22 protein-coding genes are annotated in these 23,603 nt (G+C 63.3%); 6 read left to right on the plus strand and 16 right to left on the minus strand.

What is annotated here, in order from left to right:
• Positions 1-79: 79 nt before the first annotated feature.
• Positions 80-838 carry a LytTR family transcriptional regulator gene (locus AC0GNO_RS03410; protein ID WP_291216866.1) on the minus strand — a complete coding sequence of 253 codons (759 nt, stop codon included), beginning with the start codon at positions 836-838 and terminating at the stop codon, positions 80-82.
• Positions 839-1,239: 401 nt separating this feature from the next.
• Positions 1,240-2,001 carry a SprT-like domain-containing protein gene (locus AC0GNO_RS03415; RefSeq protein WP_322317798.1) on the minus strand — a complete coding sequence of 254 codons (762 nt, stop codon included), beginning with the start codon at positions 1,999-2,001 and terminating at the stop codon, positions 1,240-1,242.
• A 79-nt stretch (positions 2,002-2,080) separates the two neighbouring features.
• Between AC0GNO_RS03415 and AC0GNO_RS03420 the strand changes: the two genes are divergently transcribed.
• The 3 genes from AC0GNO_RS03420 to AC0GNO_RS03430 all read left to right on the plus strand — a co-directional run bounded on the left by AC0GNO_RS03420 (position 2,081) and on the right by AC0GNO_RS03430 (position 3,231).
• Positions 2,081-2,341 (plus strand): antitoxin, encoded by a 261-nt coding sequence (locus AC0GNO_RS03420; RefSeq protein ID WP_322317797.1) that lies wholly within the window; start codon positions 2,081-2,083, stop codon positions 2,339-2,341.
• Positions 2,338-2,739 (plus strand): type II toxin-antitoxin system VapC family toxin, encoded by a 402-nt coding sequence (locus AC0GNO_RS03425; RefSeq protein ID WP_322317796.1) that lies wholly within the window; start codon positions 2,338-2,340, stop codon positions 2,737-2,739. The genes AC0GNO_RS03420 and AC0GNO_RS03425 overlap by 4 nt, the downstream gene beginning before the upstream one ends.
• A gap of 249 nt (positions 2,740-2,988) precedes the next feature.
• Complete coding sequence (locus AC0GNO_RS03430) at positions 2,989-3,231, plus strand: hypothetical protein (protein WP_472902938.1); 243 nt, start codon at positions 2,989-2,991, stop codon at positions 3,229-3,231.
• Positions 3,232-3,233: 2 nt separating this feature from the next.
• On the opposite strand, the gene AC0GNO_RS03435 is transcribed toward AC0GNO_RS03430, so the two are convergent.
• Genes AC0GNO_RS03435 through pilL2 form a run of 14 tightly spaced genes read right to left on the minus strand, consistent with a single transcriptional unit; the run spans position 3,234 to position 18,786 of the window.
• A complete protein-coding gene (locus AC0GNO_RS03435; RefSeq protein WP_472902939.1) occupies positions 3,234-4,820 on the minus strand; it encodes a conjugal transfer protein TraG N-terminal domain-containing protein in 1,587 nt (528 codons plus the stop codon).
• 45 nt (positions 4,821-4,865) lie between these two features.
• Positions 4,866-5,291: a hypothetical protein gene (locus tag AC0GNO_RS03440; RefSeq protein WP_472902940.1), complete on the minus strand. Its 426-nt coding sequence runs from the start codon at positions 5,289-5,291 to the stop codon at positions 4,866-4,868.
• A complete protein-coding gene (locus tag AC0GNO_RS03445; protein WP_472902941.1) occupies positions 5,288-6,670 on the minus strand; it encodes an integrating conjugative element protein in 1,383 nt (460 codons plus the stop codon). The genes AC0GNO_RS03440 and AC0GNO_RS03445 overlap by 4 nt, the downstream gene beginning before the upstream one ends.
• A gap of 14 nt (positions 6,671-6,684) precedes the next feature.
• Positions 6,685-7,971, minus strand: a complete 1,287-nt coding sequence (locus AC0GNO_RS03450) for a TraU family protein (RefSeq protein ID WP_472902942.1) — start codon at positions 7,969-7,971, stop codon at positions 6,685-6,687.
• Complete coding sequence (locus AC0GNO_RS03455) at positions 7,968-8,417, minus strand: DUF1525 domain-containing protein (RefSeq protein ID WP_472902943.1); 450 nt, start codon at positions 8,415-8,417, stop codon at positions 7,968-7,970. The genes AC0GNO_RS03450 and AC0GNO_RS03455 overlap by 4 nt, the downstream gene beginning before the upstream one ends.
• 19 nt (positions 8,418-8,436) lie before the next feature.
• Entirely contained in the window at positions 8,437-8,745 is a 309-nt protein-coding gene (locus AC0GNO_RS03460; RefSeq protein ID WP_472902944.1) for a hypothetical protein, read from the minus strand.
• Positions 8,742-11,708, minus strand: a complete 2,967-nt coding sequence (locus AC0GNO_RS03465; protein WP_472902945.1) for a conjugative transfer ATPase — start codon at positions 11,706-11,708, stop codon at positions 8,742-8,744. The genes AC0GNO_RS03460 and AC0GNO_RS03465 overlap by 4 nt, the downstream gene beginning before the upstream one ends.
• 49 nt (positions 11,709-11,757) lie before the next feature.
• A complete protein-coding gene (locus AC0GNO_RS03470) occupies positions 11,758-12,267 on the minus strand; it encodes a TIGR03751 family conjugal transfer lipoprotein (RefSeq protein ID WP_472902946.1) in 510 nt (169 codons plus the stop codon).
• Complete coding sequence (gene traD, locus AC0GNO_RS03475; protein WP_472902947.1) at positions 12,254-15,388, minus strand: type IV conjugative transfer system coupling protein TraD; 3,135 nt, start codon at positions 15,386-15,388, stop codon at positions 12,254-12,256. The genes AC0GNO_RS03470 and traD overlap by 14 nt, the downstream gene beginning before the upstream one ends.
• Positions 15,385-15,930: a PFL_4695 family integrating conjugative element protein gene (locus AC0GNO_RS03480; protein ID WP_472902948.1), complete on the minus strand. Its 546-nt coding sequence runs from the start codon at positions 15,928-15,930 to the stop codon at positions 15,385-15,387. The genes traD and AC0GNO_RS03480 overlap by 4 nt, the downstream gene beginning before the upstream one ends.
• Complete coding sequence (locus tag AC0GNO_RS03485) at positions 15,927-16,724, minus strand: lytic transglycosylase domain-containing protein (protein ID WP_472902949.1); 798 nt, start codon at positions 16,722-16,724, stop codon at positions 15,927-15,929. Before AC0GNO_RS03485 ends, AC0GNO_RS03480 begins: the two co-directional genes overlap by 4 nt.
• A gap of 7 nt (positions 16,725-16,731) precedes the next feature.
• Positions 16,732-17,304 (minus strand): hypothetical protein, encoded by a 573-nt coding sequence (locus tag AC0GNO_RS03490; protein ID WP_472902950.1) that lies wholly within the window; start codon positions 17,302-17,304, stop codon positions 16,732-16,734.
• 7 nt (positions 17,305-17,311) lie between these two features.
• A complete protein-coding gene (locus AC0GNO_RS03495) occupies positions 17,312-18,223 on the minus strand; it encodes a hypothetical protein (RefSeq protein WP_472902951.1) in 912 nt (303 codons plus the stop codon).
• Between the two features lie 14 nt (positions 18,224-18,237).
• Complete coding sequence (gene pilL2 / locus AC0GNO_RS03500; protein WP_472902952.1) at positions 18,238-18,786, minus strand: PFGI-1 class ICE element type IV pilus protein PilL2; 549 nt, start codon at positions 18,784-18,786, stop codon at positions 18,238-18,240.
• Between the two features lie 545 nt (positions 18,787-19,331).
• On the opposite strand from pilL2, the gene AC0GNO_RS03505 reads away from it, so the two are divergent.
• The 3 genes from AC0GNO_RS03505 (at position 19,332) to AC0GNO_RS03515 (ending at position 23,592) form a co-directional block, all read left to right on the plus strand.
• Complete coding sequence (locus AC0GNO_RS03505) at positions 19,332-19,853, plus strand: hypothetical protein (protein WP_472902953.1); 522 nt, start codon at positions 19,332-19,334, stop codon at positions 19,851-19,853.
• A 97-nt stretch (positions 19,854-19,950) separates the two neighbouring features.
• Positions 19,951-22,371 (plus strand): MobH family relaxase, encoded by a 2,421-nt coding sequence (gene mobH, locus AC0GNO_RS03510; protein ID WP_472902954.1) that lies wholly within the window; start codon positions 19,951-19,953, stop codon positions 22,369-22,371.
• A gap of 366 nt (positions 22,372-22,737) precedes the next feature.
• Positions 22,738-23,592 (plus strand): transporter substrate-binding domain-containing protein, encoded by an 855-nt coding sequence (locus AC0GNO_RS03515; RefSeq protein WP_472902955.1) that lies wholly within the window; start codon positions 22,738-22,740, stop codon positions 23,590-23,592.
• The last annotated feature ends 11 nt before the right edge of the window (positions 23,593-23,603 follow it).

Below are 23,603 nucleotides of genomic sequence, written 5' to 3' on the forward strand. Positions count from 1 at the left end.
GCGTTGCACGAAACGCTCAGATCAAGCGCGTCTGGCCTGGCAATCCGGGTAAGTCCCAGGGTGCTGAAACCAGCTTGATTCAGTACCTGGTCAGTAGACCCAGGGCTTCTCGCAGCCGAGCTACCTCGCCGCGCGCCACGGGGATCGGCTCGCGGTGTTTGCCTTTGAGCACGACCTGCGTCTTGCTGCCCTCACGTCCCAGCTCGGCCACTGCCTGCAGGTTGACGATGAAGCAACGGTGCACGCGCATGAACTGCGCCGGGTCCAGGCGCGCTTGCAGGTCGCCGATGCTGAGGTTGCAGAAGTGAAAACCGTCGCGCGCGTGCACGCGGGTGTAGTGCGCCTGCGATTCGAGGCAGAGCACGTCGGCGGTGTCCACAAACGCCACCTTGTGGTTCGCGACCATGGGGATGCGGTTGAGCCGTAGGTTCACGGGCGCCGGCAGCTCGGCCGTGACCGGCGCCTCTTGACTCACGACCTGGGTCACGTCGTAGAACACCAGCACAAAGCCGGTGGTCGCGCCCAGGTGGTCGCCCAGCCGCGTCACCTTGATCAGCAACACCTGTTCGGGGATGTTGATGATCATGGTCATGGGCGTGGAACTGGCGACCGGGCAGCCCGAGGCCTGGTCGAGCAGGAAGTCGACCTTGGGTTTGGATCGTTCGGGGTGGAACGAGGTCACCAGCTTGTCGAACGGCTGCTTCTCCCCCACTGGCAGCACCTTGCGGGCGAAATCGTTCATTGCCACCACGTTGCGTTCGGCGTTGAGGTGGATCACGCCGACTTCAAATCTCTCAAACAGATACAGGGGCGAATTGTTCGCGACCTGGGCTTCCATCAGCAGTCTCCTGGCCACTCGTACTAGAGTCGGCGTGAGCGAAGAGTAACGCAACTCTCGACGCTGGCCTTGAATGATCGCATTCAACGGCTCGGACTTAGTGCCTGGTTCGGTTCCGAGCGGCAATGCAGCCAAGCCTCACGAAAGATAGCAAAGGGTGGCGGAAGTGCCTGGTCGCCTTGAGCCCATCCGGTCGTTCGCTGCCGGTCCGCGGGCATTGATGGGCGAGTACCCGGTCTCCAGCGTGAAGCGGTCATACGTAAGGTCGACCGTCGAATGACCGTTGACGGCCGCCACTGTCGTGCAAGAGGTCAACCGAGAGTGACTCAGTTCAGCCTTGAAGCGACCTTGGAAGTTCCAAGTGCGGGTTTGCCGTCGTAACCTGTCAGATCGGCATCGATTTAGAGCTCGATACCCAGTGGTCTAAAGGTTGTATTGCATTCCATGCACATCACTCGCAAGGATGGCTTTCCCCAGACGTTTTGAGCACAGTCACAAGAGAACTTCATCCGATTGGACTTGTTCACGACCGCCGGTGTGGCCACGGCCGGTCGAACCACCAGGCTGGCCTGGACGTGCAGGGCCTGAGCCGGTGTCGAGCCACCGCCAACAGCCGCACTCAAATGCATGCCTTCGGTGAGCTGGCCAGCAGCGACCAGCTCGGGCGCAGGAAACCTGTCGTACCAGCTCAGTCGGAAAGCCCGGGTGATCAGATCTGCACAGGCGATCAGGAACTGTCCACCCTCTATGGCGAAGTCCGCCATACAGTCACCGGTCCGTTTCCCACCCGGCTTGCCGGTGGAGGAGGGCATAAGGCCGATGGCCTCCATCTTGTCGGCCCACTCACCGTTGTGATACCGGCCCCGGCCGGGCGTGCCGAAGTGGGACTGCCAGAGGTGGGTCATCTCGTGGACCAGGGTCTGCATGGTCTCCACCTGAGGTACCACCGCGAAGTAGGCCGGGTTGAGCGCGATTTCATCGGTGGTGCGGCCATCTAGATCCGCGAAGCGCTGGTGGGAGAAGTAGCCACAGGTGCGCTTTTCCCGCTGCAGGGTGATCAGGCACGTCGGCAGCGTGCCCGCGAACAGTGCCTGGTTGAAGTGGTCGTAGGCTGTCTGCAGTTCGGCGTAGTTCTGGGCGGTTGGGTTGGTGAACGCGGTCATGATCAAATATTGTATTGCGCAATACAAACGGAAATCACGAGAAAAAGATATACTTCGGTACATACCACCGGAGCCGCCCATGGGACAAACCGCCAAAATCTTCAAGACCGGCCGCAGTCAGGCCGTTCGCCTGCCTCTGGCTTACCGCTTTGACACGTCGACAGTGTTTATCCGCAAGGACCAACGCACGGGCGACGTCATTCTCTCCAAGCGTCCAGATACCTGGGACGGGTTCTTGCAGGCCTTATCGGCGACCGAGGTGCCGGCAGACTTCCTCGGCCATGAGGAACGCCAGCAGGGGGAACAGACGCGTGACCCGCTGCAGGGCTTGACTGAATGACCCTCAAGTTCATGCTCGACACCAACATGGTGAGCCAATTGCTCCGCGGTCACTCGAAGGTCCTGCAGCAGGTGACCAGTGCACCGATGGAGTCGCTGTGCATTTCGGCGGTTACCGAGGGTGAGTTGGCCTATGGGTTGGCTAGGCGTCCTGATGCAACCAGGCTGGCCAATACGGTAGGGGAGTTTCTTCGGAGAATCGAGATCTGCGCATGGGACAGCGACGTGGCACAAGCCTACGGCGTTCTGCGTGCGGACATTGAAAAAACAGGGTTGAGTCTGGCGCCGCTGGACATGATGATCGCCGCGCACGCGCAATGCGTTGGGGCAACGCTGGTGACGAACGATGCGGCGTTCGAACGGATACACGCGCTGACGGTCGTGGACTGGACGAAGTAGAAAAGGCGGCAACATGGCACATACGAGCAGCCAGGACGAGTCGTGCACGGACTTGGCACCCACGCCATGGGAAGAAGCTGGCATGGCATGGTGGAATGGACTGACGGAGGCAGATCGGCGATATTGGTGTTTTGCCGCGACGACTGCAGTACCGGCAGAGGCATGGCAGTATTTCAAGAGTGTCACGCGCGACGACGAGAAGAGTAAAGTCGTCGGCATGGAATGAACTGCGATAGGGAAGGAATAACGATGGACATCCCGAATTTCACTTTCAAGCTGCTCAAGCACGGCGGCATCTTCCTGCTGCGGGTGCTTGGCGTTTTGGTGCCGGTGGCGGGTGGTGCAATTGCTGCATCCGTGAGCCGAGGCGGGCACAACACTGATCCCGAACACAGCGAACACGATTGCGCAATGGCAGCTGTAAATGGGAACTTTCCCGATGGAAGCTCTTGTTACTCGGATGCCCGAAGCCTCAAATATTTGGATGAGTAATCTCAGCGACCGCCAGTGCTACTCTTTTGAGCCTTGCTTGCAGTGGAGCTTGCGTTGTCCAGAACATGGGAAAGCTGGTTTCCCATCGATATGCCAATCCAGCTCATCATGCCCGTCCACAACAGCGGCAGACCGATGAACATCGTCATCATGAGCATGGCCATCAGGGTCAGCTTGTAGTCGTTGCCGGTGGAGCGCACCAGCTCGGTGAGCTTGAAGGTGCCCTCGGGGTACATCGCGTCGACCAGGTGAGCGTCCATCCACAGGGTGATGCTCCACAGGATGGCCCAGAACTTCACCGTGAAAACCCCCACCGCGCCGTACAGCATCACCTTCAGGTTGTAGCCCGAGAGGAAAGTGATCAGCGGCAGGAACATGTACATGCCCATCAGGATGATGGCCTGCATCATGAGCAAGCCGTTCATCAACGGATTGATGGTCACGTAGGAAAACAACTGCGTCAGAAACACCCCGATGGTGGAGACGGCGCCGCCCACATTCTGGGCCAGGGAGTTGTCAACACCCAGCGCTCGGGTCGTGTCTACGAAAGCCGGGTGGGCCAAGCTCTCGGCCAGCATGGCGAGCTGGTCCTTGGCCTTGTCTGAGTCGGTGAAAACCAGGGCGAGCTTGTCCGACAGGTTCTTCCAGCGGTCGCTTTGCTTGATCATGGCCTCGCGCACGCCAGCGGCATCTTCCCACCACTCCTTGCAGGTCGGGCGACCCCAGTCGGGGTTCACGTAGCCCTCATAGGGTGGTGGTGCGCCGGCGGACGGGTTGTAGTAGTCCCCGTCGCGCGCGAAGTTGACCGGGAAACCCGGCACGGGGTTGGCCGCGCGCATGTCAGCGTAGAACCCGGGTTCCGTGCGGAACAACTGACTGCCCATCCACCCCACGTCGTTCGGCCCGTAGTCCTTGTTGGTCGACGCGATGATGGCCTGACCCGACGCAGTGATGTCGCTCTTGACGGTGTTGATGTACTTGCTCTGGGCGGGCTTGAAGCACTCGCTGTAGAAGCGCTGCACCGAGTGCAGCAGGGCCGGGTCTTCGATGGTGGCGATCCTGGCCAGCTCCTCGATGGCGCGGATCTCGCTCTCGCTGCTGCTGATGCCGGCGCGCAAGGCGGTGTTCGCGCCGGCCGAAATTGACATGACTGTGAACCACCAGGCGGGCACGTTGGACAACGACCCTCCCGCACCACTCATGCTGCCGTCGATGGCGTCTACCATGGCGGTGTCGAAGGTGGACCCGGTGCCGGAGTCCCGGGTCACCGGTGCCGGGTTCGGATCGGTGGCCGTCGGCCGCGGCTGGTACGACAGGTTGATCGAGTGCAGCGACGTGACCGGCAGGGTGGCAAAACAGACCGAGAACACAAACAGCGCCACGATAAGCTGGGTGCCGATGCGGTCAATGACACCAAAGACCCCAACGGTTTCCGCTCCTTGCTCTTTGGCCTCGCGCCAGGCATTGAAGACGATCAGCATGAAGGGGATCACCACCAGGCCGGTGCCAGTGATGATCTCGCCAAAGATGTTGGCGAAGGCCCAGCCGTACATCGTCGTGAAAATTTCCAGGTAGCTGTCGAGCTGCATATGTGGCTCCGGGAGCGCGAGAGGTGGGGTACGTGGGGTCGGTGCTCAGCCCAGGCCCAGGAGCCTGAACAGCGTCTGTGGACCAATCGGGATGAGCACCAGGTAAGCGCACAGGAAGGCCAGGGCCTTGGGGCGCAGGGCGATCACGCGCTCAAACTCATGGGCTTGCACGATGCCGCGCCGTTGTCCCCAGCTCACCAGCGCGCGCCAGCGCAGGCCGATCAGGGCCACGATCAGCATCTGCAGCACGACACCGAACAGCCGCAGCCTGGAGACGGCCGATTGCAGCTTGAAGATGTCCACCCCACTGGTGACCAGAACGACCACACCCAGGACCATCAGCGCCAGGGTGACGACCCCCACCAGCCCGGTCATCAGCGCGCGATGCCATGAACGACGCGACTGGGTGGCCACGGCTGTGGCGGCGTGCGGCGACGGGGACACCGATGGTTCATCCGGGTGACCCGTCATGGTTTGACCCGTCCGTCTTCCACGGGCGCTGTCTCGCCACGCTGCGTCCGGCTCAGGCGCGCGGCCTGGCTGTCGCGCATGGTGGCGTCCTCCATGATGTTGAGGGCGGTGTTGGAGGTCATGTCCTTGCGGATGCGGTGCTCGAACATCAGGTCTTCGATGTACTGGGTCAAACGCTCGACCTTGACCTGCATGTCCTTGGAGACGTTGCCCGCTGCGGATACCTCGGGCAGGCTCAAGCCGGTGAGTAGCACGTTGCGCGCCACCAGGGCCTTGTCGATCACCCGTTGCATGGCCAGCTCGTGGGCGAGGCGCCCTGCGGCCAGCGCCTGGCTATCCGGTGGCATGGAGCGCAGCACCTGCAGGAGCTGCGGCGTGATCGCAAGGCCAGGTGCCGCGATCTCGTTCAGGGCCACGGCGTTGTTGGTGCCGCTGCCGGCGATCAGGGTGGCGAGTTTGGGCCGGATGATTTCCAGCTCGGCGTCCAGGCGAGGGCCGAGGCCGGAGGCGGTCGACGTGGACGTCGCGGCTGGGCAATTGACGATGCCCTCGCACAGGTAGATCTGCTGGTCACCCAGCACCTTGGTGGTCCACTCGGCCAGGGCCTCGGGCGTGGCAAAGGCGTTGGTCAGGCGCGCGCCGGCAGGGCCACCGGCTCCAGCGCCCGATGTCGTGGGCCGGTTCAGCGTGACGTTGTAGCCCGCCACCGACAAGTCGCGGATCGGGCGCAGCGGCTGGGTGCCCACGCCGCCGGCCTTGAGCCCGCCAAAAATCCACGAGACCCCGTTCCTCTGGGCTTCCTCGTCCTTGTTGATGGCGGTTTTGGCCTCGATCACATCCCCCTGGAGCGAAGCCCGGACGCGCCAGGTCTCCCCCTTGGCGGTATTCACCCAATCCTCATAGGGATTGCCACCGGCCTTGATCTGCGCCTCCATTTCTTCGCAGGTCTTCAGGGAGGCTGCGATCATGGCGTCGGCCTTGGCCGAGTAGGTCTGAAAGAGCTGGTACAGACCGGGCTGGGCGCGCTGGAAGATGTACATTGGCAGCGCGGCAATGCCCGCCTTGAGGGCGTTGGACATCGTCTGACCCAGGTTGCTGATGTTGTTCATCAGCGTGGTCCAGGACAGACCGAGGTCGAACTTGCCGCAGGAGTAGTTCAGGCGCAGGTCGGCCGCCAGGCCGATCTGGATAGGGATCGTGGACTTGTAGTTGCCCAGCCCGCCTGGCGAGCTGCCACCCATCTGGTAGTACAGGGCGGAGCTGCGGGTTTGCGCCTGCACCGTCTGGGATGTGGCCAGCAAGCTGGCCAGGACCAGCACAACCGCGATGGCGGTGGCTTTCAGGGCAGGAGGGGAGGGGGCGCGATGAGGGTGCTTCATGGGTGGCTTCACGTTCAGGGAACGGCGAACAGGAAGATTTCGGTTTTGCGCTTGCAGCATTCGTAGCGGGTCCAGAGGTTCCAGACGTGCCCGTTGGTGGTGGTCGTTCGGCCATCGCCGTAGGAGATCAGGCTCACACTGTCGTTTTCACCGAAAGTCGTGCACCCCGAAGGCAGCGGGTAGACCATGGAAAACTTCGGGTCGGCCACCTGGGCGAACCACACATAGGAGTGCGGGCTCTTGCCCTTCAGGCGCGAGTAAATGTGTGGCTGGGCCGCGTTGAGGATGATGGTGGAGACGCGCTTGGCAAACACCGCCGAGGCCTTCACCGGGTGCTGCTGGACCAGCTGACCCTGGCGGGGATAGATGCTCCCCCAGGTGCTGAGAATGGGCGTCTGGGACACCTCTTTGTAGCCAGGCAGCCAGGAGCCCACGTACAGCAGATCCAGCGGGATCATGCTGCGCCAGAAATAGCTGTCGGCATCACTCTGGAAGTACACCCCGAAGGCATCCGCCGAACTCGGGCACAGCATGTCATTGCCGCCGGCGGCGCTGGCCGCGCCGGACAGCATGGTCTTGAAGTCCTGCAGCTGCCCCTGGAACGAGGACTGATTGCCAGTGCTGCTCGCCGTGGGCGCCATCGAGCCGATGTCGGGCATCATGCCGCCGACCAGGTTGCTCGCGCCCGTGACGGTGTTGAGCAAATTGCTCGGATTGGTCATCCACCCCACCACGTCGCTGGGCACATTGGTGATCAGGGACGCGGGTGCGGTGGCCCACTCGGCCATGATCTGCGGCAGTGTCGAGGGGAAGTTCATCAACTCGGTGACACCTGGCACCACCAGGTTTGTGCCGACGTTGTTCACCAGCACCACCGGATTGCCGATGGCGTCGGCGCTCTTGTTGGTGGTGGGCTCGGCCGTGGACTGCTTGGCCTCACCCGTGTTGCCCGAGGCATCGAGCGGCGTGCTGAGCAGCGAACTGCCCACCTTGTCACCGATGTTCGAGACGGCGCCTCCCACGTCCTTCCACGGATGGATGTACTGGTCGTTGAAGCTGCTGAGCACTACATCGGGCATGTAGTGGCTCACGCGAATGCTGGTCTCCACGCTGCAGCCAAACGGCGTGCAGCGCAGGAAGAAACACACGCCGGTCACCTTGTAGGAGATGCAGCTCGGCGCGGAGGCCAGTGTTGCCGAGACCACGCCCATGGTGTTGGTCTGGGCGCTGGCCAGGCCCATGGTCCCCGTCAGCACGAAAGCGGCACAGAACCTGGCCAGGCGGCGGGCTCCCCTGGTCATTTCCGCGCGCCCCTGTGCGTCTGCACCATTGCTATGGCCTGATCGACGTTGGTCACCCCGTAGATCACAGCGGCGCCGTCGACCACGATGGCCGGAATGCGGTCGAGCTTGTAGTGCCGCGCCAGCGCGATGCCGTTGGCGCCATTGATCACAGCCGGCGTGATCTGCTTCTTGATGTCGGCCTGGTTCTTCAGGAAATAGGCGCGCGCCGCGGCCTCGGTCTTGGGGATGTTCTGGTTGATGGCCGTCTCGACGTTCTTGAGGGCGTCCAGGCGGTAGATCACAAGCTGGTAGCGGTCGGCCTGGATCGGCGTGATCACCATGGCAGAGTTCGCAAACACCTCCACCTTGGTGATGCCGTGGTACAGATCCTGGGCCAGGGCCGGCAGCGCAACGGTGATCAGGCCCAGCAGCAGGCAACGCCTGTGAAATGACGAATTGATCATGGGAAGCACCATTCGCTTGTTACTGGTCACCGCAGCCCACCGGGCAACAAGCCCGGTCCAGGCCATGCGAGCAATACCCACCGTCGGCCAGTTCCTGCTGCACCTTGGCGCGCCCCTCGGCGCTGAGGTAGTCCCACCGTTCTGCCCGTGCGATGGCCCGGGCACGGATGTCTGCCGGCAACCCGCCGACTTTCAAGTCGACGAGTTCGCTGAACAGCTGGACGTAAAAGTCGTATGACTGGCCGCAGCGGCGGGTCGCCTCAGCGGCCATGGAGACGCACATGTCCCCCCAGCGGCTTTCCTGGAATCCCTCATGCTCGACGTTCATCGCGCCGACTCCTTTTTCTCGTTCTTCCTGGAGCGGCTGGCGTTGAGCTCGTTGGCCACCAACTGCGCGGCCTGCATTTCGGTGCAGCCGTGCTGGTCCATCAAGCGACGGCGGTGGGCCTTCTCGTGGCCCTCGGTCATGGCCAGGGCAATGGGCAGCGCCGGCGGAACGTTGCGAAACAGCATCTGGTCGGACGCGGAAATCAGCACGCCCTCGGTGTACTGGCCGGGGGACTTGCGGGCCGACTCCATCATGGCGCGCTGCTCGGGCGTGAGACTCCGAAAACGCGCCACCTCCTCGATCTCGGATCGGTCCATGGTCAGCAGCATCCAGTATTCGCACATGGACAGCACGCGGCTCATGGAGTCCGGGAAGTCCTTCAGGTTCTGGGTGGCCAGCCAGAACCAGATGTTGAGCTTGCGCCACATCTTGGTGCCCTTGGCAATCTTGGGGCCCAGCAGTTCGTTGGTGGTGATCAAGTGGCCTTCATCGGTCAGCATGATCAGCGGGCGGTCCTCTGCCTGGAAGCGTTCGCCGCGCGACTGCACCGAGTCGATCAGGCTGGTGTAGGCGACGGCCAGCGCATCGCCGTAGCCATCCTGCGTCAGCGTGCCCATCTCCACCAGGGTCACGTCGGCATCGGGCCAGTCCACGCCCTCGCGGTTGAACAGCTTGCCGCGCAGGCCCTGGCAGAAAGTCATCATCGACTGCCCCATCTCTTCGGCCCGTGCCTGGCGGGCAGGGGAGAGCGTGCCTTCGCTGTGCATGCCCATCAGCTCGATGGCCACGTCGTGGGTCAGCGGGTGCTTGCGGCCCTCGGCCATGGACTTGGTGGCCGCGCGGATGATGGCGTTGGTGACCAGGTAGCGGTCGGCGCGCGACATGCGCTGCACTTCCTGATCCTCACCGCCCGTGATCATCATGACGGCCGCAATCAACATTTCACCCAGCAGATCGCGCTTGTCGGTGCTGTCCTCATCGTCCAACTCCGCGCTATCTGTCGGCGCGCCGTCGGCTCCTGGCTGGCGGGCACGGTCAGTGGCGGCCTCGCCACCGAGCAAGGCGTCTAGACTGCTGTCCTCGGGCAAGCCTGCATTCAGCCGTGCCTGCCGTTCCGCCGCACGGTAGGAGGACATCACGTCCTCGTCCTGCAGCAGCCGGTGGGCATGAAAAAATGGAGGCAGCGACACGTCGGCTTCGGCGGTCAGCGTCACGCTGTACGTGCTCAGTCCCATGGTCTTGAAGAAGTCCAGCAACAGCGCAAACGAGCGCCCCGCATCGGCGATCACCAGGCGCGGCTTGTGCACCGCCATCGAGAGGAGGGCGATATAGTTCAGGGTGGCGCTCTTGCCCGCTCCCGTGGGGCCGAGCACCAGCATGTGGGCGTTCTTCTTGCGGTCGTCCTTGTTCAGCGGATCAAGCCACATCGGTTCGCCGCCTCGGTTCCAGAACCACATGCCCGGGTTGGGGGTGCCACGCGAGCGCCCGTAAGTGGGCAGCAGCGCGGCAATCTGGGAGGCGAAGGTCAGGCGGCTGCGCCGCAGGCTCTTGGCGTCAAAGGCCGGATCGAAGTTGAACGGCAGACCACGCATGAACGCGTCCAGGGGCACCAGATCCTGACGGGGATCGATGAAGCGCAGGCCCGAGGGGACCAGCAGGGCATTGACCTGGGAAATCGACGCATTCAGCTCTTCCCGGTTCGGCGCTGTGACATACAAGGTCATCAGCATCGGGTAGAGCTTGTCGTTGTTCAACATGCGCTTGAGCACCATGTCGCACTCGTTGAACGTTTCGCGGGCTGCCGGCGTGCGCGCCCGCGAAGCATCACGGATGCGCGTGATGTGGTTCTCCAGCTTGTACTGGGACTCCACCGTCATGGTGATGGACAGCATGCAGCCCGCGGGCAGGCGGTCGAACCGGGCGAACGATTCCTTGCCGCTGGTGCGCTCGGCCGAGAAGTGGCCGATGTTGGGCTGGGTGCGCAGGCTCTGCAGGGTCAGCGCCTTGACCGGCACACCGTCGAACTCGAACAGGCCGGCCTCGACGTCGGAGACGGGCGGCGTCACGTTGAGCATGTCCGACATGTCCCAGCCGAACAGCGGCGCGCAGTCGCGCCCATCGGCATCCCGCAGGGGTGATGTGTCCCCCTGGTAGGGCATCTGGTCCAGCAGATCGCCCGAGTGCTTGCTGGCCCAGGGCACGGCGCGATTGAAGAAGGGCAGCATCCACTCGTAGAACTCGACCGACGTGCAGCGCTTGGCGCTGACCCCTGCCTCGTTGAAGGTGGCCATGAGGGTGATGGCCACGGCCTCGATCTGGTCGCGCGCGGGCGCCGAGTTGTCGGCCAGTCCTGCGAATCGCTTGTAGATGGCGCAGCGCACGCGGCGCTGCTGGCCGCGCCACTCCTGACCGCTGACCAGCGTGTCCACGAACAGTCCTTCCGGGCGGGACACGAGGGCCAGGTGTTCCTCGAACTGCTTGAGCACCGCCTGGGTGTAGGGCGAATTCAGGATGGCGTCCCGGCGCTCAGGGTATTTCGCGTGTTGTTTGGCGATGTAGTCCGCCAGGTAGCCGTTGAGGCTGCTGATGTCCCGGTCGTCGGACAGAAAGAACTGCACGATCCAAGGGGAACCTTCGGATTCGGGGATCGCCTGCAGGGCCTCCTGCACCTTGCTGGCCCGCTCGACCAGGTAGGCGGGCGTCTGTGCCTCGGTGGGCACGGGACCGAGTTCAAACAGGGCGCCCAGCATGCTCCCGTCCTTGAGCACGAACACCTTGTCCTCCGGCGCGTAGGCCACATAAGGCAGCATGTCCGTGAACGAGGGCGGGCGCTGCGCCATGCGCTGGCGCTCGCCCACGGTCTGGCCACCCTTCTTGCCCGATTTGGCCGGGCCGCCAGCGCCATCGGGCGCCAGACCCAGCTTTTCGCTCAGAAAGCCCAAGCCCAGTTTGTTCATCCACATGGTGTGATCTCTTGCTCTGCGTCGTTGGAGGTGTTGAGGGGGCGGACGGTCAGCGTGTGGTCGTCTTGTCCGCCGGTGCGGACATGTAGCGCTCGCGCGCTTCGCCGTCTTCCTGCTCCACCTCTCCGGGCAGGGCGTACTGGGTTTGCTCGTACATGGGAAACACCGTCGCATAGCCCGGCACCGGGTACTTACCCTTTGCAAGGTGGGGGTAGACCACCATCACCAGGTCCGGGTTGGGGACACGGGCAAAGCGCTGCTGCATGGGTTGCAGCGGGGTCCAATACGGGCTTTGCTGCGCATCGAGTTGCCCCACTGGACGCGCGCGGCCGCTGGTGTTGAACCGCTCCTTGGCCGGGTTGTTGTCGGTCCGTGCGGCGTCGGTGCCGCGAAAGACATCCGACACCGTGGGACTGCCTGCCGTGACCTCGTTGAGCGGGGACTCGCGCGGACCGCTCACCGAACACGCCGAGAGCAACGCCAGCGAGGCGACCAGCAGCGCACTGCGGGTCAGGACGGTCGGGTGCCGGGGACGGTTGTGCGGGTTATTCAAGGCCATAGAGTGCTCCACGGGTAGACGTTTGAGAGGCTTGCTGACGGTGGGTCAATTTGCGGGCGTTGGCCAGCTTGTCAAGGCGCAGCTCCTGATCCAGGTGCACGACCAGCTCGTGGCCCGATGGCGTGACCACGGCGTCGAAGCTGTTCTTCAGGCGGCTGAGCAGCCAGGTCGTGAACTCGTCGCTGGCGCCCGATACGGCCTGGCCCAGGACGTATTTGTTGGTGTCGGTGATCTGGGTGGTGGTGGAGCCCGTGGTGCTGTTCTGCGTGACCAGCTTGGCCGCGTCGGCAAAGGCGGAGGCGGCCACGCCCAGGGTCTTGGCGCCAACGATGTCGGAGAGGTAGGCCGGGGCGTTGGTCACGAACTTGCCGGCGATGCAGGGGTTGCCGTGCGGGTCGCTGATGAAGCCCAGGTCCCCTGAGATACCGGCACCACCACCCGCGCCGGCTCTGGCACGCGAGGACACGGTGCGGATCGTGCCGTCGTTGAAGACAAAGGTGGCCGAGCGGACCTTGCCCTCCGAGCAGGACAACGCCATGTCGCCGATGGCCACGCCGGTAACGATCATGCCGGCCAGGTCGTCGGGCAGTTCCCAGCCGTTGGCGGCGAGGTTCTCGCGGCCAATCACGGCCTTGAACTGCATCGGATCGGTGACGCGCCCATCAATGGGCACCCGTCCGATGATGCTGGTCATGGCCTTGACGCCCACCAGGGTGGCGTTCTCGGGGATGGTGAAGTACGCCTCGTCCACCGGGCCGCTGGCGCTCTTCTGCGCAGCCGAGCGGCCTGGCCCGGTCTGAGCCGAGCCACCCGCTGAGCCAACCGCGGAGGCCGTCGTGCGAACGTATTGGGTCTGAACCGGTCCCTGACTGCGGTTTCGGGTGTCCTCGAAGGCCGCGAAGCCCAACGGGATCTTCTTCTGGTAGGCGACAGCGCCGGGTAGGCCCTCGCTGGGATCAAGTGCCATGTCGCCCACGATGGGCGCGGCGTTGACCACCCTGCCGACCTGGGAGCCCGGCAGGTTCCTTGAGGTGGGGGATGAGATGGTCGGCAGGCCGTTGAGCAAGGTATCGGCGGCACGCCCTGCGGCATCGAGCGTGGAGCCTCCCGTGCCGGGTTCTGCAACGACCTGGGCGGGCTGCTGCCCGGTACCGGTACGCCCCTTCTCCAGCTCTTCGTTGCGCTTGAGAACCTCCTGAACCTGCTTGCGCAGGGCCTCGTTGCTGGTCACGATGTCGTTGTTGCGGCTGGTGAAGTCCACACCAGTCCCCTCTGCCGCGGTGTCGCTCACGCCGCTCATGGGAGTCAGGTGCACCACGTCCACCTGGGGCACCTGCTCGGCCAGCAGGTTGGCGGTGGTAACCGAGCGCACCCGCAGCATCACCAGGTGGTTGAAGTTGTCCAGAATCTGGCCAGCCTTGGCCTTGTCGCCGACTTTGGCCTCGATGTCGAACATCGACTGGGTGTAGGCCGTGATCCGAAACCCGGAGCCGCCCAGCTTGTTGACCATGGGCACGAACTCGGGGCCGCAGATTTCGTTCACCTCGTCGAAATGGCAGCACACCGTCGGCAAGATGACCTTGCCCTCTGGGTGGTGCGGATCGAGCCCGGACTTGTAGAGCTTGCCGCCCACGGACACCAGGTCGGCCAGCATGCTGTTGCCCACCGCAGAGGACACCACCGCATCGGACAGGGCATCGAGTCCGGCGAGCACAATGCCGCCTTGCCGGATAACCGTCATCCAGTCGAAGATCGGTCGCTTGTCGTTGGGATCGAAGTAGTCGGGCGAAATTAGCTTGCCCGCAGCGCCAGAGGTCAGCTTCTCCAGGAACGGGCCCAGGCTGGCGATGATCTTCTCGTAGAAGCTGCGCTCATAGCTGAATGCTGCGGCCAGGCCCGTCAACACCTTGTCGACGATCCGGGATTCCTTGATGAGCAGGAACATGGCGACCGGCTCGACGGGGCGGTCGGCCAGGCTGCGCGGGACGGGCGCTTTTTTCTTCTCAATCAGGCCGGCGAGGTGCTCCAGCCGGTCCTGGAAGTCGGTGAACTGGCCCTCCGCGGCCTTGGCCCTGAAAACCATCATGGCGTAGTCCATGAACAGGGGGTCGATGCCCGTCACGTCTGCCAGCAGCGTCTCATAGGTGGGCACCCGGCCGAGCGCGACCTGGGCCTGCGCCACGATGTTCGTGAAGCGCCAGGAGAACTCCTTGAAAGCGGCGCTGTTGCCCGACGAGGGCAGGGCGTTGGTGGCGCGGCCGGCCACCTCGGTGATCCGGCTGAAGTTGCCGATGCCGTTGTAGCGCGCAGAGATGTCCGGGTAGCCCAGGTGGAACAGGTAGAACTGATCACCTCGACCGGCGCGCTGCGCCTCGGCGTACAGACGCAGCATCAGGTCGGCGTCCCCCTTGGGGTCGATGACGATGGTCACATGCCCGGCGTGGATGTCCTGCGTGGCCAGCATCTCCAGCATGCGCGTCTTGCCCACCCGCGTGGTGCCCAGCACGATCATGTGTCCGTTGCGCGAGGACTGACGCATGGTGATGGGTTTCTCGGCCAGTGCGCCCACGCCATGCAGGATGGGCGAGCCGCCCAGGTCGGCGTGGGCCTGGAACGGATTGATCCAGCTGTCGTAGTTCGCGATCACGCCCGCAACCTGCTTCACCGACCGCAGCTTCGAAGGAAGCCCAGGTTCTGAGCTGGACCACTCTCGAAGCTTCACCCCCATCTTGCGCAAGGCCAACTCGCGCGGCTGTGGCTTCACATAAGGTTCCGCATCCGTGCGGGTCGCATCGCGCTTGCGCTGCGTGTGCTGCTGGGTCCACTCGAAGCCCTGACCCAGGTAGTACTCGCCCGCACCCACGGGAATCTTGTGGGGGGCCACCTTGGTGACCTTGTAATACTTCATCCCGTGCTGGTAGCGCAGGATCTCGATGGCCTGCCGACAACGGACCCAACCGAAGTAGCCAGCCAGGATAGCAATGGCCCAGCCGAGCATCGGCGGCATCATCAAGGCCCAGGGCGCGGCGATGGCCACCAAAGCCACACCCCATGCCATGGCCGTGCTCCACAGCTCGACCGGGGGGCGCAGGAGCGCTTCGAGGGCGTTGTCGTTCTTCATCGTTCCCCCTTCGTGATAGGGCTCTCAGGGGACTCGGTGATGCGGCCGTCGGGCATGACGACCAGCGGGTAGTTCACGATGCCTGCGGACAGGAGCTTTTGCTCCAGCCAGTTCCCACGCACCGGTGCCAGCGACAAGCCACCGGCAAACGCCTGCAGGTCCTTGAAGACGTACTCTGTGCTGGCCGCGATCACCAGACCGGAGGCTCCCAGCTCGGTCAGCGTCTGGCGGTGCAACTGCAGCCACTGAAAGCTCCCAGGATCGGTGCCCAGCACAAAGATCGGATGCGCCAGCCAGTGGGCGTCAAACAGACCCTGACCCAGGTGGGAATCCATCAGACGGCCTGGCTTTAGCCGGGAGACAAGAGGAAATGTCGTGCCGGGCAACACGCCGGGCTGGTCCACCCCGGCGACCAGGTGGCCGTAGTAGGTGCCCAGCGGCACGCTGCCCACGCCGTCATGGATCACGACCAGATCGGCGCACCGCGCGGCCAAGGGCAGGGCGGCCAGCGTGATGGCCGACAGCAAGTGCAGGGGGTTCATGAACGCAACTCCTGCAAGGTCTGGCGATGCCGGTAGCTGCGGGCCAGCGCCATCACGCGCTGGACGTAGGCCCTCGTCTCGGCGTACGGCGGCACCTTGTTGCCCGCCTTGATCACGGCGCCCGGGCCCGCGTTGTAGGCGGCGATGGCCAGCTCGACGTTGCCGCCGAAACGCACCAGCTGCTCGGCCAGGTATTTGGTGCCCACCACGATGCTGACGCGCGGATCGGTCAGCAGCTGCTCGATGGACGCCGTGGGTTGCGCTGACAGGCCCAGATCGCGCGCCGTACCCGGCAACACCTGCATCAGGCCGATGGCGTTCTTGGGACTGCGGGCACGTGGGTTGAAAGCTGACTCAGCGTGAATCACCGCCTTGATCAGATAGGCATCGACCTGGAACCGCTCAGCCGCCTGAACCAGGGTCTTGAGCATCAATGGGGTGGCCCTGGCCGGACCGGAGTCGGCCCCCCGCCTCGCCACGGGCGATGCCTCGAAAGCCTGAGGCAGCAAGCTGCGGGCAACCGTCGCTTTTTCGCTCTCGCTTAGAACCTTGGGCCAGATGACCTTGGTGTCGGCATCCGCTTCGGAAACCGCTGCTATCACTGGTGTGGGGGTGTGACGCGCCGTGCCGGCCGCAGCGGGGTGGATGGTCTTGGTGAGCTGGCCCGGATCGATCCAGGCAGAACCACCCTCCTGGGCATGAACCGCGCCAGCGAACAGCGTGACCAACGTGCAGGCCAACAGCCGCAGGCGCTGTGACCGGCGGTTTTCTTGAGCGTGCGGCTGGCGCGTCATGGCTCGATCAGCGCTTTTTGGCGTTCGCTGCGCGGCGGGCGGACGATGCGGGGTCCTGCACCAGCGTGCGCGGCACCCCCAGCATGTCGGCCGTGGCGGTCGGCACTGCTACGGGTGGCTGCCCCGAGTAGTCCACCACCACCTGGTTCGGGAACAGGCGTGCCTGAACCTCTTGAAACGTTCGGCTCCATGCCAGGCTGCGTTCCACATCGGCCTGCAGGGCGCGCGCGAACATCTCCGCGTACTTCACACGCTCCTTCTCGTCGCGCGCATGGATGCCCAGCGCCTCGACAGGGGAAAGGTTCTCGACGGAAAACGATGCCCGCGGCCCTTTGAGCAGCACCTTGGCCCGAACCATTTCCTCGTTGCTCAGCCCCCAGATTTGCGCCACCAACAGATCGTTGGCATCCAGTTGGGAGTGGATGCGGGCCACACCTTGCTGTGTCGATTCCCCCGTCTGCGTCTGTTGCTCCCGCGTCTGATTTATCACGCGCGACTGCGCGAGCACGCCACTGCTCAGCGCTACGCTGAGCAGGCTGATCGCCACGGCCCTGGACATGCGAAGGTTCTGGATGAACATGGCCAGCTCAGTTGGAAACATCCAAAGAAATGGAACGCGCACCATCGGTGAAGGTCGCGCGCTGCCCAGCCACATCCACCGAGTTCAGGGTGATGCCGTTGCAGCTGTCGCCCTGCTGGAGAACCTTGACCTGCGGGTTCTCCTGGTCACCATTGCCCACCACCACCGAAGGGCGGCCATCCCACATGTCCACCGACAACAGTTGTTGCCGCGTGACCGCGGGCGCCTTGACCACCGGTGCCTTCGGCGCGGATCTGCGCACGGGCGCAGGTCGCGCGGGTGCTGGTGGCGTGACCTGGTGCGGTGCAAATGCCGTGGGAAGCAACGGCTCCCCATTCGCTCCGGCTTCCCCGATGATGTAGCCCTGCGCGCGCAGTCCTTCTATCACCTGGTTCAACCGGGTTTCCATGTGATCCAGCCGAGCATTGAGCTCGATCTGCTCGGGGATGGGTCCTGCAGGCGGCTCAGGCACCAAGGACTGGATGGGCGCCACCGCAGGCAACGGCAGCGGGGACGAGCCGAGCACCGCAGGCAGAGCAGGCGCGGCTTGCGATGCCACCTCCATCGCGCCCGTGGTCTGCGCAGCCGCTTCGCGCTTCTGCCACATCCGGTAGCCCTGGTAGCCCAGCGCACCGAGCACCAGCAATGCAACGACCCACAGTAGGCCCATGCTGCGCTTCTTGTCCGCTGGCCGTTGCAGCGCAGGGTCCCGGAAAACGGGTGCACCATCCACGCGATCACGTGTTTCCTCACGGAGGTCTTCTTGCACTGGCGTTGATTTCATGGCGGGGGATGCTTCGTCGAAGAAGGTGGAAAGGTCGCGCGAACGTCCGTTCTTCGGACGTGCGGCATCTCGTTGCTTTTCGTCCCAGAACTCGTCTTCTTCCTGGCGACGTTGGTGTTCCAGCAGGTCATCCATCGCGGTGCTCCGGCTCAGTTCGCAGGCATGGCTTGCGCATCGCGGTTCGCCGCGGATTGCTGAGGGGCCACTGGCTGCGCAGGCTGGGCCGACTGCTCGGGAACGGCGGCCACTGGCGTTGCAGGCGCGGTTTGCCTGCCTTCCAGCTCAAACCACACCTGTCGGCTGATCGGGTCCAACCTGAGTGCCCATGCATTGCCCAACAACACCTGCAGGAGGGTCCTGACCGAATACGGTCCCATGCGTCGCTGGGACTCCGGCAGCGGCAGGTTGAGGAAGCTGCGCGCCTGGTCGCTCAGGGCCTCGGGGTCCACCATTCGGTACCCCGTGCGAATCAGCGTGTAGTCCAGCGCCTGGCCGACGGTGGCAACGGTCTGCCGTGGGAAATTGAGCTGCGCGTAGACGGACAATGGCTCGGCCAGTTCGGCGGCGGGCTTTGCCGACTGGGTGGTGTATCGACCGACCTGCACCTGATCCCCTCCCGCCACCAGGCGTGTCTGCGCCCAGGCTGTCGGCACCATCAGCACCACGGCGATCAAGCCGAAGAAGAAGCCCTGTTTCATCGAGACACCTTGCATAAAAGACGCCCTGGGCTTCGTCTTGGCCGACGAGGTTTCGGGCAAAAGTGACGCCTCCAGCGATGCGCCGCCAGTGCATGCAGTGTCAGATTCGGGCTTGCAGAACTCCACCCGAAACCTGCCATTTCTCAGGCAGGTTTCGGCTTGACGGTGTAACTGAAATGGTGTACTCGGCAGAAAAAAGCACGGTCCGCCCGAAACATTCCTACTCAGTTCCTTGCTGCGGCGGAGGAGGGGTAGCCCGGGGGGCCGGGCAACGACGGGGAAACGGCTTTCTACTGGGTAATGGCCTTATCCAAAGGGCGCCCCCTCCAAGGTTCCGGGGGCAAAGGGCCTACTGGAACGGGCCATTCGGGAGATACGGGTAGGAGGCGGGCGCCTCAATGTCGGGGCATTGAGGCGCCCGCAAGGCGCTAGCAAATGAGCAAAGTGGCGTCAAGCAGAAACCTGCCTGATCGAAAACCGGTTTTCGGTTGTGTGAAAGGGTGCGCCTGCCTAGAGTCGCGAGGCTCAACACACCAGGGAGACCCATGTCACATCCGTATCCACCACGGGATCTCCTGCCATCAAGCCTGGAGCTGGCGTATGGCAGGCACATCCTGGACCAGCAGCACGGGCCGTACCTGGTGGCCACCTATTTGGAGCAGCTTGGGCTGGCCGACTGGACTTGTCGTGTGATGGGCTACCTGCGCATGTATGACGGTATCGACTCATGGCTCGAACCTGGCGACATCGAGGCCGTTGATTTCGTTCGGCAACTGCTGTTCAAAGAGGTCCAGCGCAATCCCAAGGATGACGTCAGCGCTCTGCGCTTTCGACTGGCGGTGTCCATGGCCAATGCACCGGTCGCCAGCTATGGCGCGGCCTTCAAAATCCAGCGCAATCTGGAAGACCCGATGAAGTCGATCTGGTGGAACCCGCTGGAGCAGTCCTGGCTGGCCTTTCTTGCACAGCGCGAGTCACTGCCGGACTACACGCGCCTGTACCTCTCCGGGCCATGCGAATACCGCGCCCCCGCGCAGAGCTTGATCGAATACCTGATGGAGCGCTGAGACACCCATGTTCCGCCAGTGCATTCGATGGATCAAACGATGGGATCCCAGATCGCCCCGGCCTGCCCCGCAAGCGGCGCCGACAAGTCCTGCGGCTGTGGCGAATGCGATCGGCTCGCTGGAAGGAGTCAGCAGGAAGCCTGTCGACTTTCGTGGGCATGCCGACGGCTGGTTGCGCATCTTGCGCGCAGGAGAGCTGTTGGAGCTGGTGCAGAGCGCCAGGGCGACGGAAGCGATGTGGCGTCAGTCGCGCCTGTCCTCACTGGTCTGGCGGCGAGATCTGCTGCCGGCATTGCATCGCTACGCTGAATACGTACAACTCATGCCTGCCTCAGAAAGCCATCACCACGCCCACGTGGGCGGACTGCTGGCCCACACAATGGAGATGACGCTCGCGGCCATGACGTGGCGCAACGGTCACTTCTTTCCCGAGGGTGCTGCAGTGGAGGAGATGGACGCGCAGCGCGACGAATGGACCTATGTGGTCTTCTTCGCGGCCCTGCTGCACGACGTTGGCAAGATCATGACCGATCTGCGGGTGTCCTGGTCCTGCTTTGACATGGATACACCGCTGCGGTGGGTGCCCATGTCGGGTCCACTGACCGAGATGGCTCAGCAACGGCCTGGCGGTGAGTATCTGGTGGAGTTCACCCCAAATTCAGCGCGCGATTATCAGGCGCACTCCAAGCTGTCCATGATCCTGCTGCAGCAGATTGCACCGCCTTCTGCCCTGAGTTTCCTGGCACGCCGTCCTCAGGCTTTTGAATCGCTGGCGCAGTACCTGTCCGGCGGGGACAAGTCCAGCCTCCTGGCCACCATCATCCGCAAGGCGGATCAGACCTCGACCCAGCAGGCCCTGACCAATGGAAGCCGTGCACGATTCGCCACATCCACCAGCGTGCCATTGATCGACTTGCTGATGCAGTCCATCAAGGACATGCTCAGAAGCGGCACGGCGCTTCCTTTGAACCGCAGCGGCGCAGCGGGCTGGGTATTCGACAGCGCCATCTGGTTCGTGGCCAAGCGACTGGCCGATGGCGTGCGGCAACACATCAAGCAACACCATCCTGAAGAGGCCATTCCCGGTGAGAACAAGAACGACCGCCTGTTTGACACCTGGCAGGAAAACGGCTGTATCCAGCTCAACCCGCAAACCGGCCAGGCGGTGTGGTACGTGCAGGTGCACGGAGGCGAGTCCACATCTGGCGCAGCTTCTGTTCCTCTGCAGGAACACGACCAGCCTGATCCGGAGAGGCTGGAAGAGGGTGGGGCAACCTACTCCCACACGCTCACCATGCTGCGGTTTCCGTTGGACAAGCTCTTTGGCGACCCGGCGCAGTATCCACCCTCCATGATCGGACGGATCGAGGTCCAGCAAAAGCGTGTCGCAACCTCAGCCGAACCGACTGCTGGCGCAAATCAGCATGCGCAGACGAACGATGGCGCCGCTGCGGCCACCCCGTCCACGCGCGACAGCGATGACAGCAAACCCACAGCGGAGCCTCTCCCCAGCGATCCCAGCGCTGCCGCAGCGCCCACATCAACCGCGGGCACAAGCAAGAGCTTTCGGGAAAAAGCTGCCCCAGCACTTCGGGCTCCCAACTTCAGTCGACCCAGGTCTGCACCATCCACGCCGGTAAAGGCCGCCAAGGTGACCGGTGACAAGAATCCGCCGGACAAGCCCACGGTTGCACCAACCCATTCATCAAAACCTGCGGCCTCAGATGTGGAACCTTTGCAGGTGGGTGGACCCGATGGCTTCGGCAAGTGGCTGGACTTCGAGGATGACGCTGCGCTGTTCGAGGCGCCTCCCAAGGCGGTTCAACGATCCGTGGCCCAGCCCGCGAGCAAGACCCATGCATCCGCTCAAACACCTGCGCCAGTTGCGGCAAAGGCACCCAAAACTGCGACAAAACCATCTCCGGCACCGAGTGCGCCTGCGGATCGCGCGCGAGTCGAACTGCCCGCCATTCCCGAGACACCCGAACGCCGGCCGCTGCTGGTACGAGCAAGACATCCATCCATGGCGCCTAGGAGCGAACCGGCACACACACCGCGCATGCAACATGCACCAGTGGTTCTCACACCGTTTCTGCCCGAACTCCCTCATGAAACGGCGAGCAAACAGGTTGAACCCACTTCCATGGCCATGGCGTTCTTGACCTGGCTGCAGCAGGGTCTGGCCAGCCGTGCCCTGAAGTACAACGAGACTGGCGCCATGATCCACTTCACGGCCGAAGGTATGGCTCTGGTGTCACCGCTGGTGTTCAAGGCCTATGTGGCTGATGAGGAGTCGGTGAACGACGCCGAGGCTGAAGGACAAGCCCTTCAGGTACAACGCGAAGTCATCAAGGCGGGCTGGCACCTCATGGGCCCAGGCAAGACCAACATCCTCAGGTACCAGGTGCTCGGACGTGGTGGCGTGCCGGTCGGAAAGCTCAGCGCCGTCGTCCTGATCCGGCCGGAGCGCTGGGTGATGCCGGTGCCCCCCAGCAACCCGGTTCTCCAGATTGCATGACTTGACAGGGAAAGCGGCACAAAGTTTGACAGCTAGCGGCAGTATGGTTACATTGAAACCGTGCATCAGGCGGGATCGGCATCGGTTGACGGCTTTTGGGTAGATTCGTGGAAAAGTTCTTGCAGGCTTCGGGCCTGCTTTTTTAGAACTGTGTGACATTCCACGATGTGTATTATGTAAAATTAAATACACAGAAGAAGACCCCATCTTTTCGGCCCAGATATTGCATACCAAGCTTCCGGTGTCGCCAATGCGGGGAAACACCTGCCGGCGATGCCCCGAAATTGGACTGCCCAGACCTACAATTGGTGCGCCCGTCAGGAGGCCAATCCTGTCGATCCACACACTTGATGACCAAGGACCTTCATGAAAAACCTGCTTCTTTCCCTGAGCCTGATTGGCGCAGCCACGTTGGTTGGCTGCGGTAAGACCGAAGCGCCAGCGCCTGCTGCGCCGGCACCGGCCGATCCAGCGGCCGCGGCTCCCGCCCCCACCAGTCAATGGCCCGAGTTGCGCGTCGCCATCGACGCGACCTACAAGCCATTCACCTACAAGACCGAAGCCGGCGAACCTGCCGGTTTTGACGTGGACATCGCCAAGGCCTTGTGCGACGAGCTCAAGAGCAAGTGCGTCTTCGTCGAACAGGCCTGGGACGGCATGATCCCCGGCCTGCAGGCCAAGAAGTACGACGCCATCATTTCCTCGATGTCGATCACCGAAGAGCGCAAGCAGGCGGTGGACTTCACGGGCAAGTACTACAACACGCCTTCGTGCGTGGTGGTGAAGTCGGCGCTGAACCTGGGCGCCGAAGCGGCCAACTTCAAGGGCAAGAAGATCGGCGTGCTCAAGGCGTCCACGCAAGAGAAATACGCCATGGGTGAGCTGCAGCCCGCGGGCGCCACGATCGTGCCTTACGACGCGCAGGACCAAGTCTACCTGGACATCAAGTCGGGTCGCCTGGACGGCACCGTGGCCGATGTGGTTGAAGTCAACGGCGGTTTCCTGTCCACACCCGACGGCAAGGACTATGCCTGTGCCGGTGAGCGCGTCCCGGTCGAGTTTGAGAAGTACTTCGGCGCGGGTGTCGGCGTGGCACTCCGCAAGGAAGACACGGCTCTGCGGGATGCGCTGGACGCCGGCATCAAGGCCATTCGCGACAACGGCAAGTGGAAAGAAATCGCCGAGAAGCACGTCCCTGGCGTGGATCTCTGGGGTTCCTGAACCTGAGCGCC

The organism is Hydrogenophaga sp. L310 (assembly GCF_055703065.1).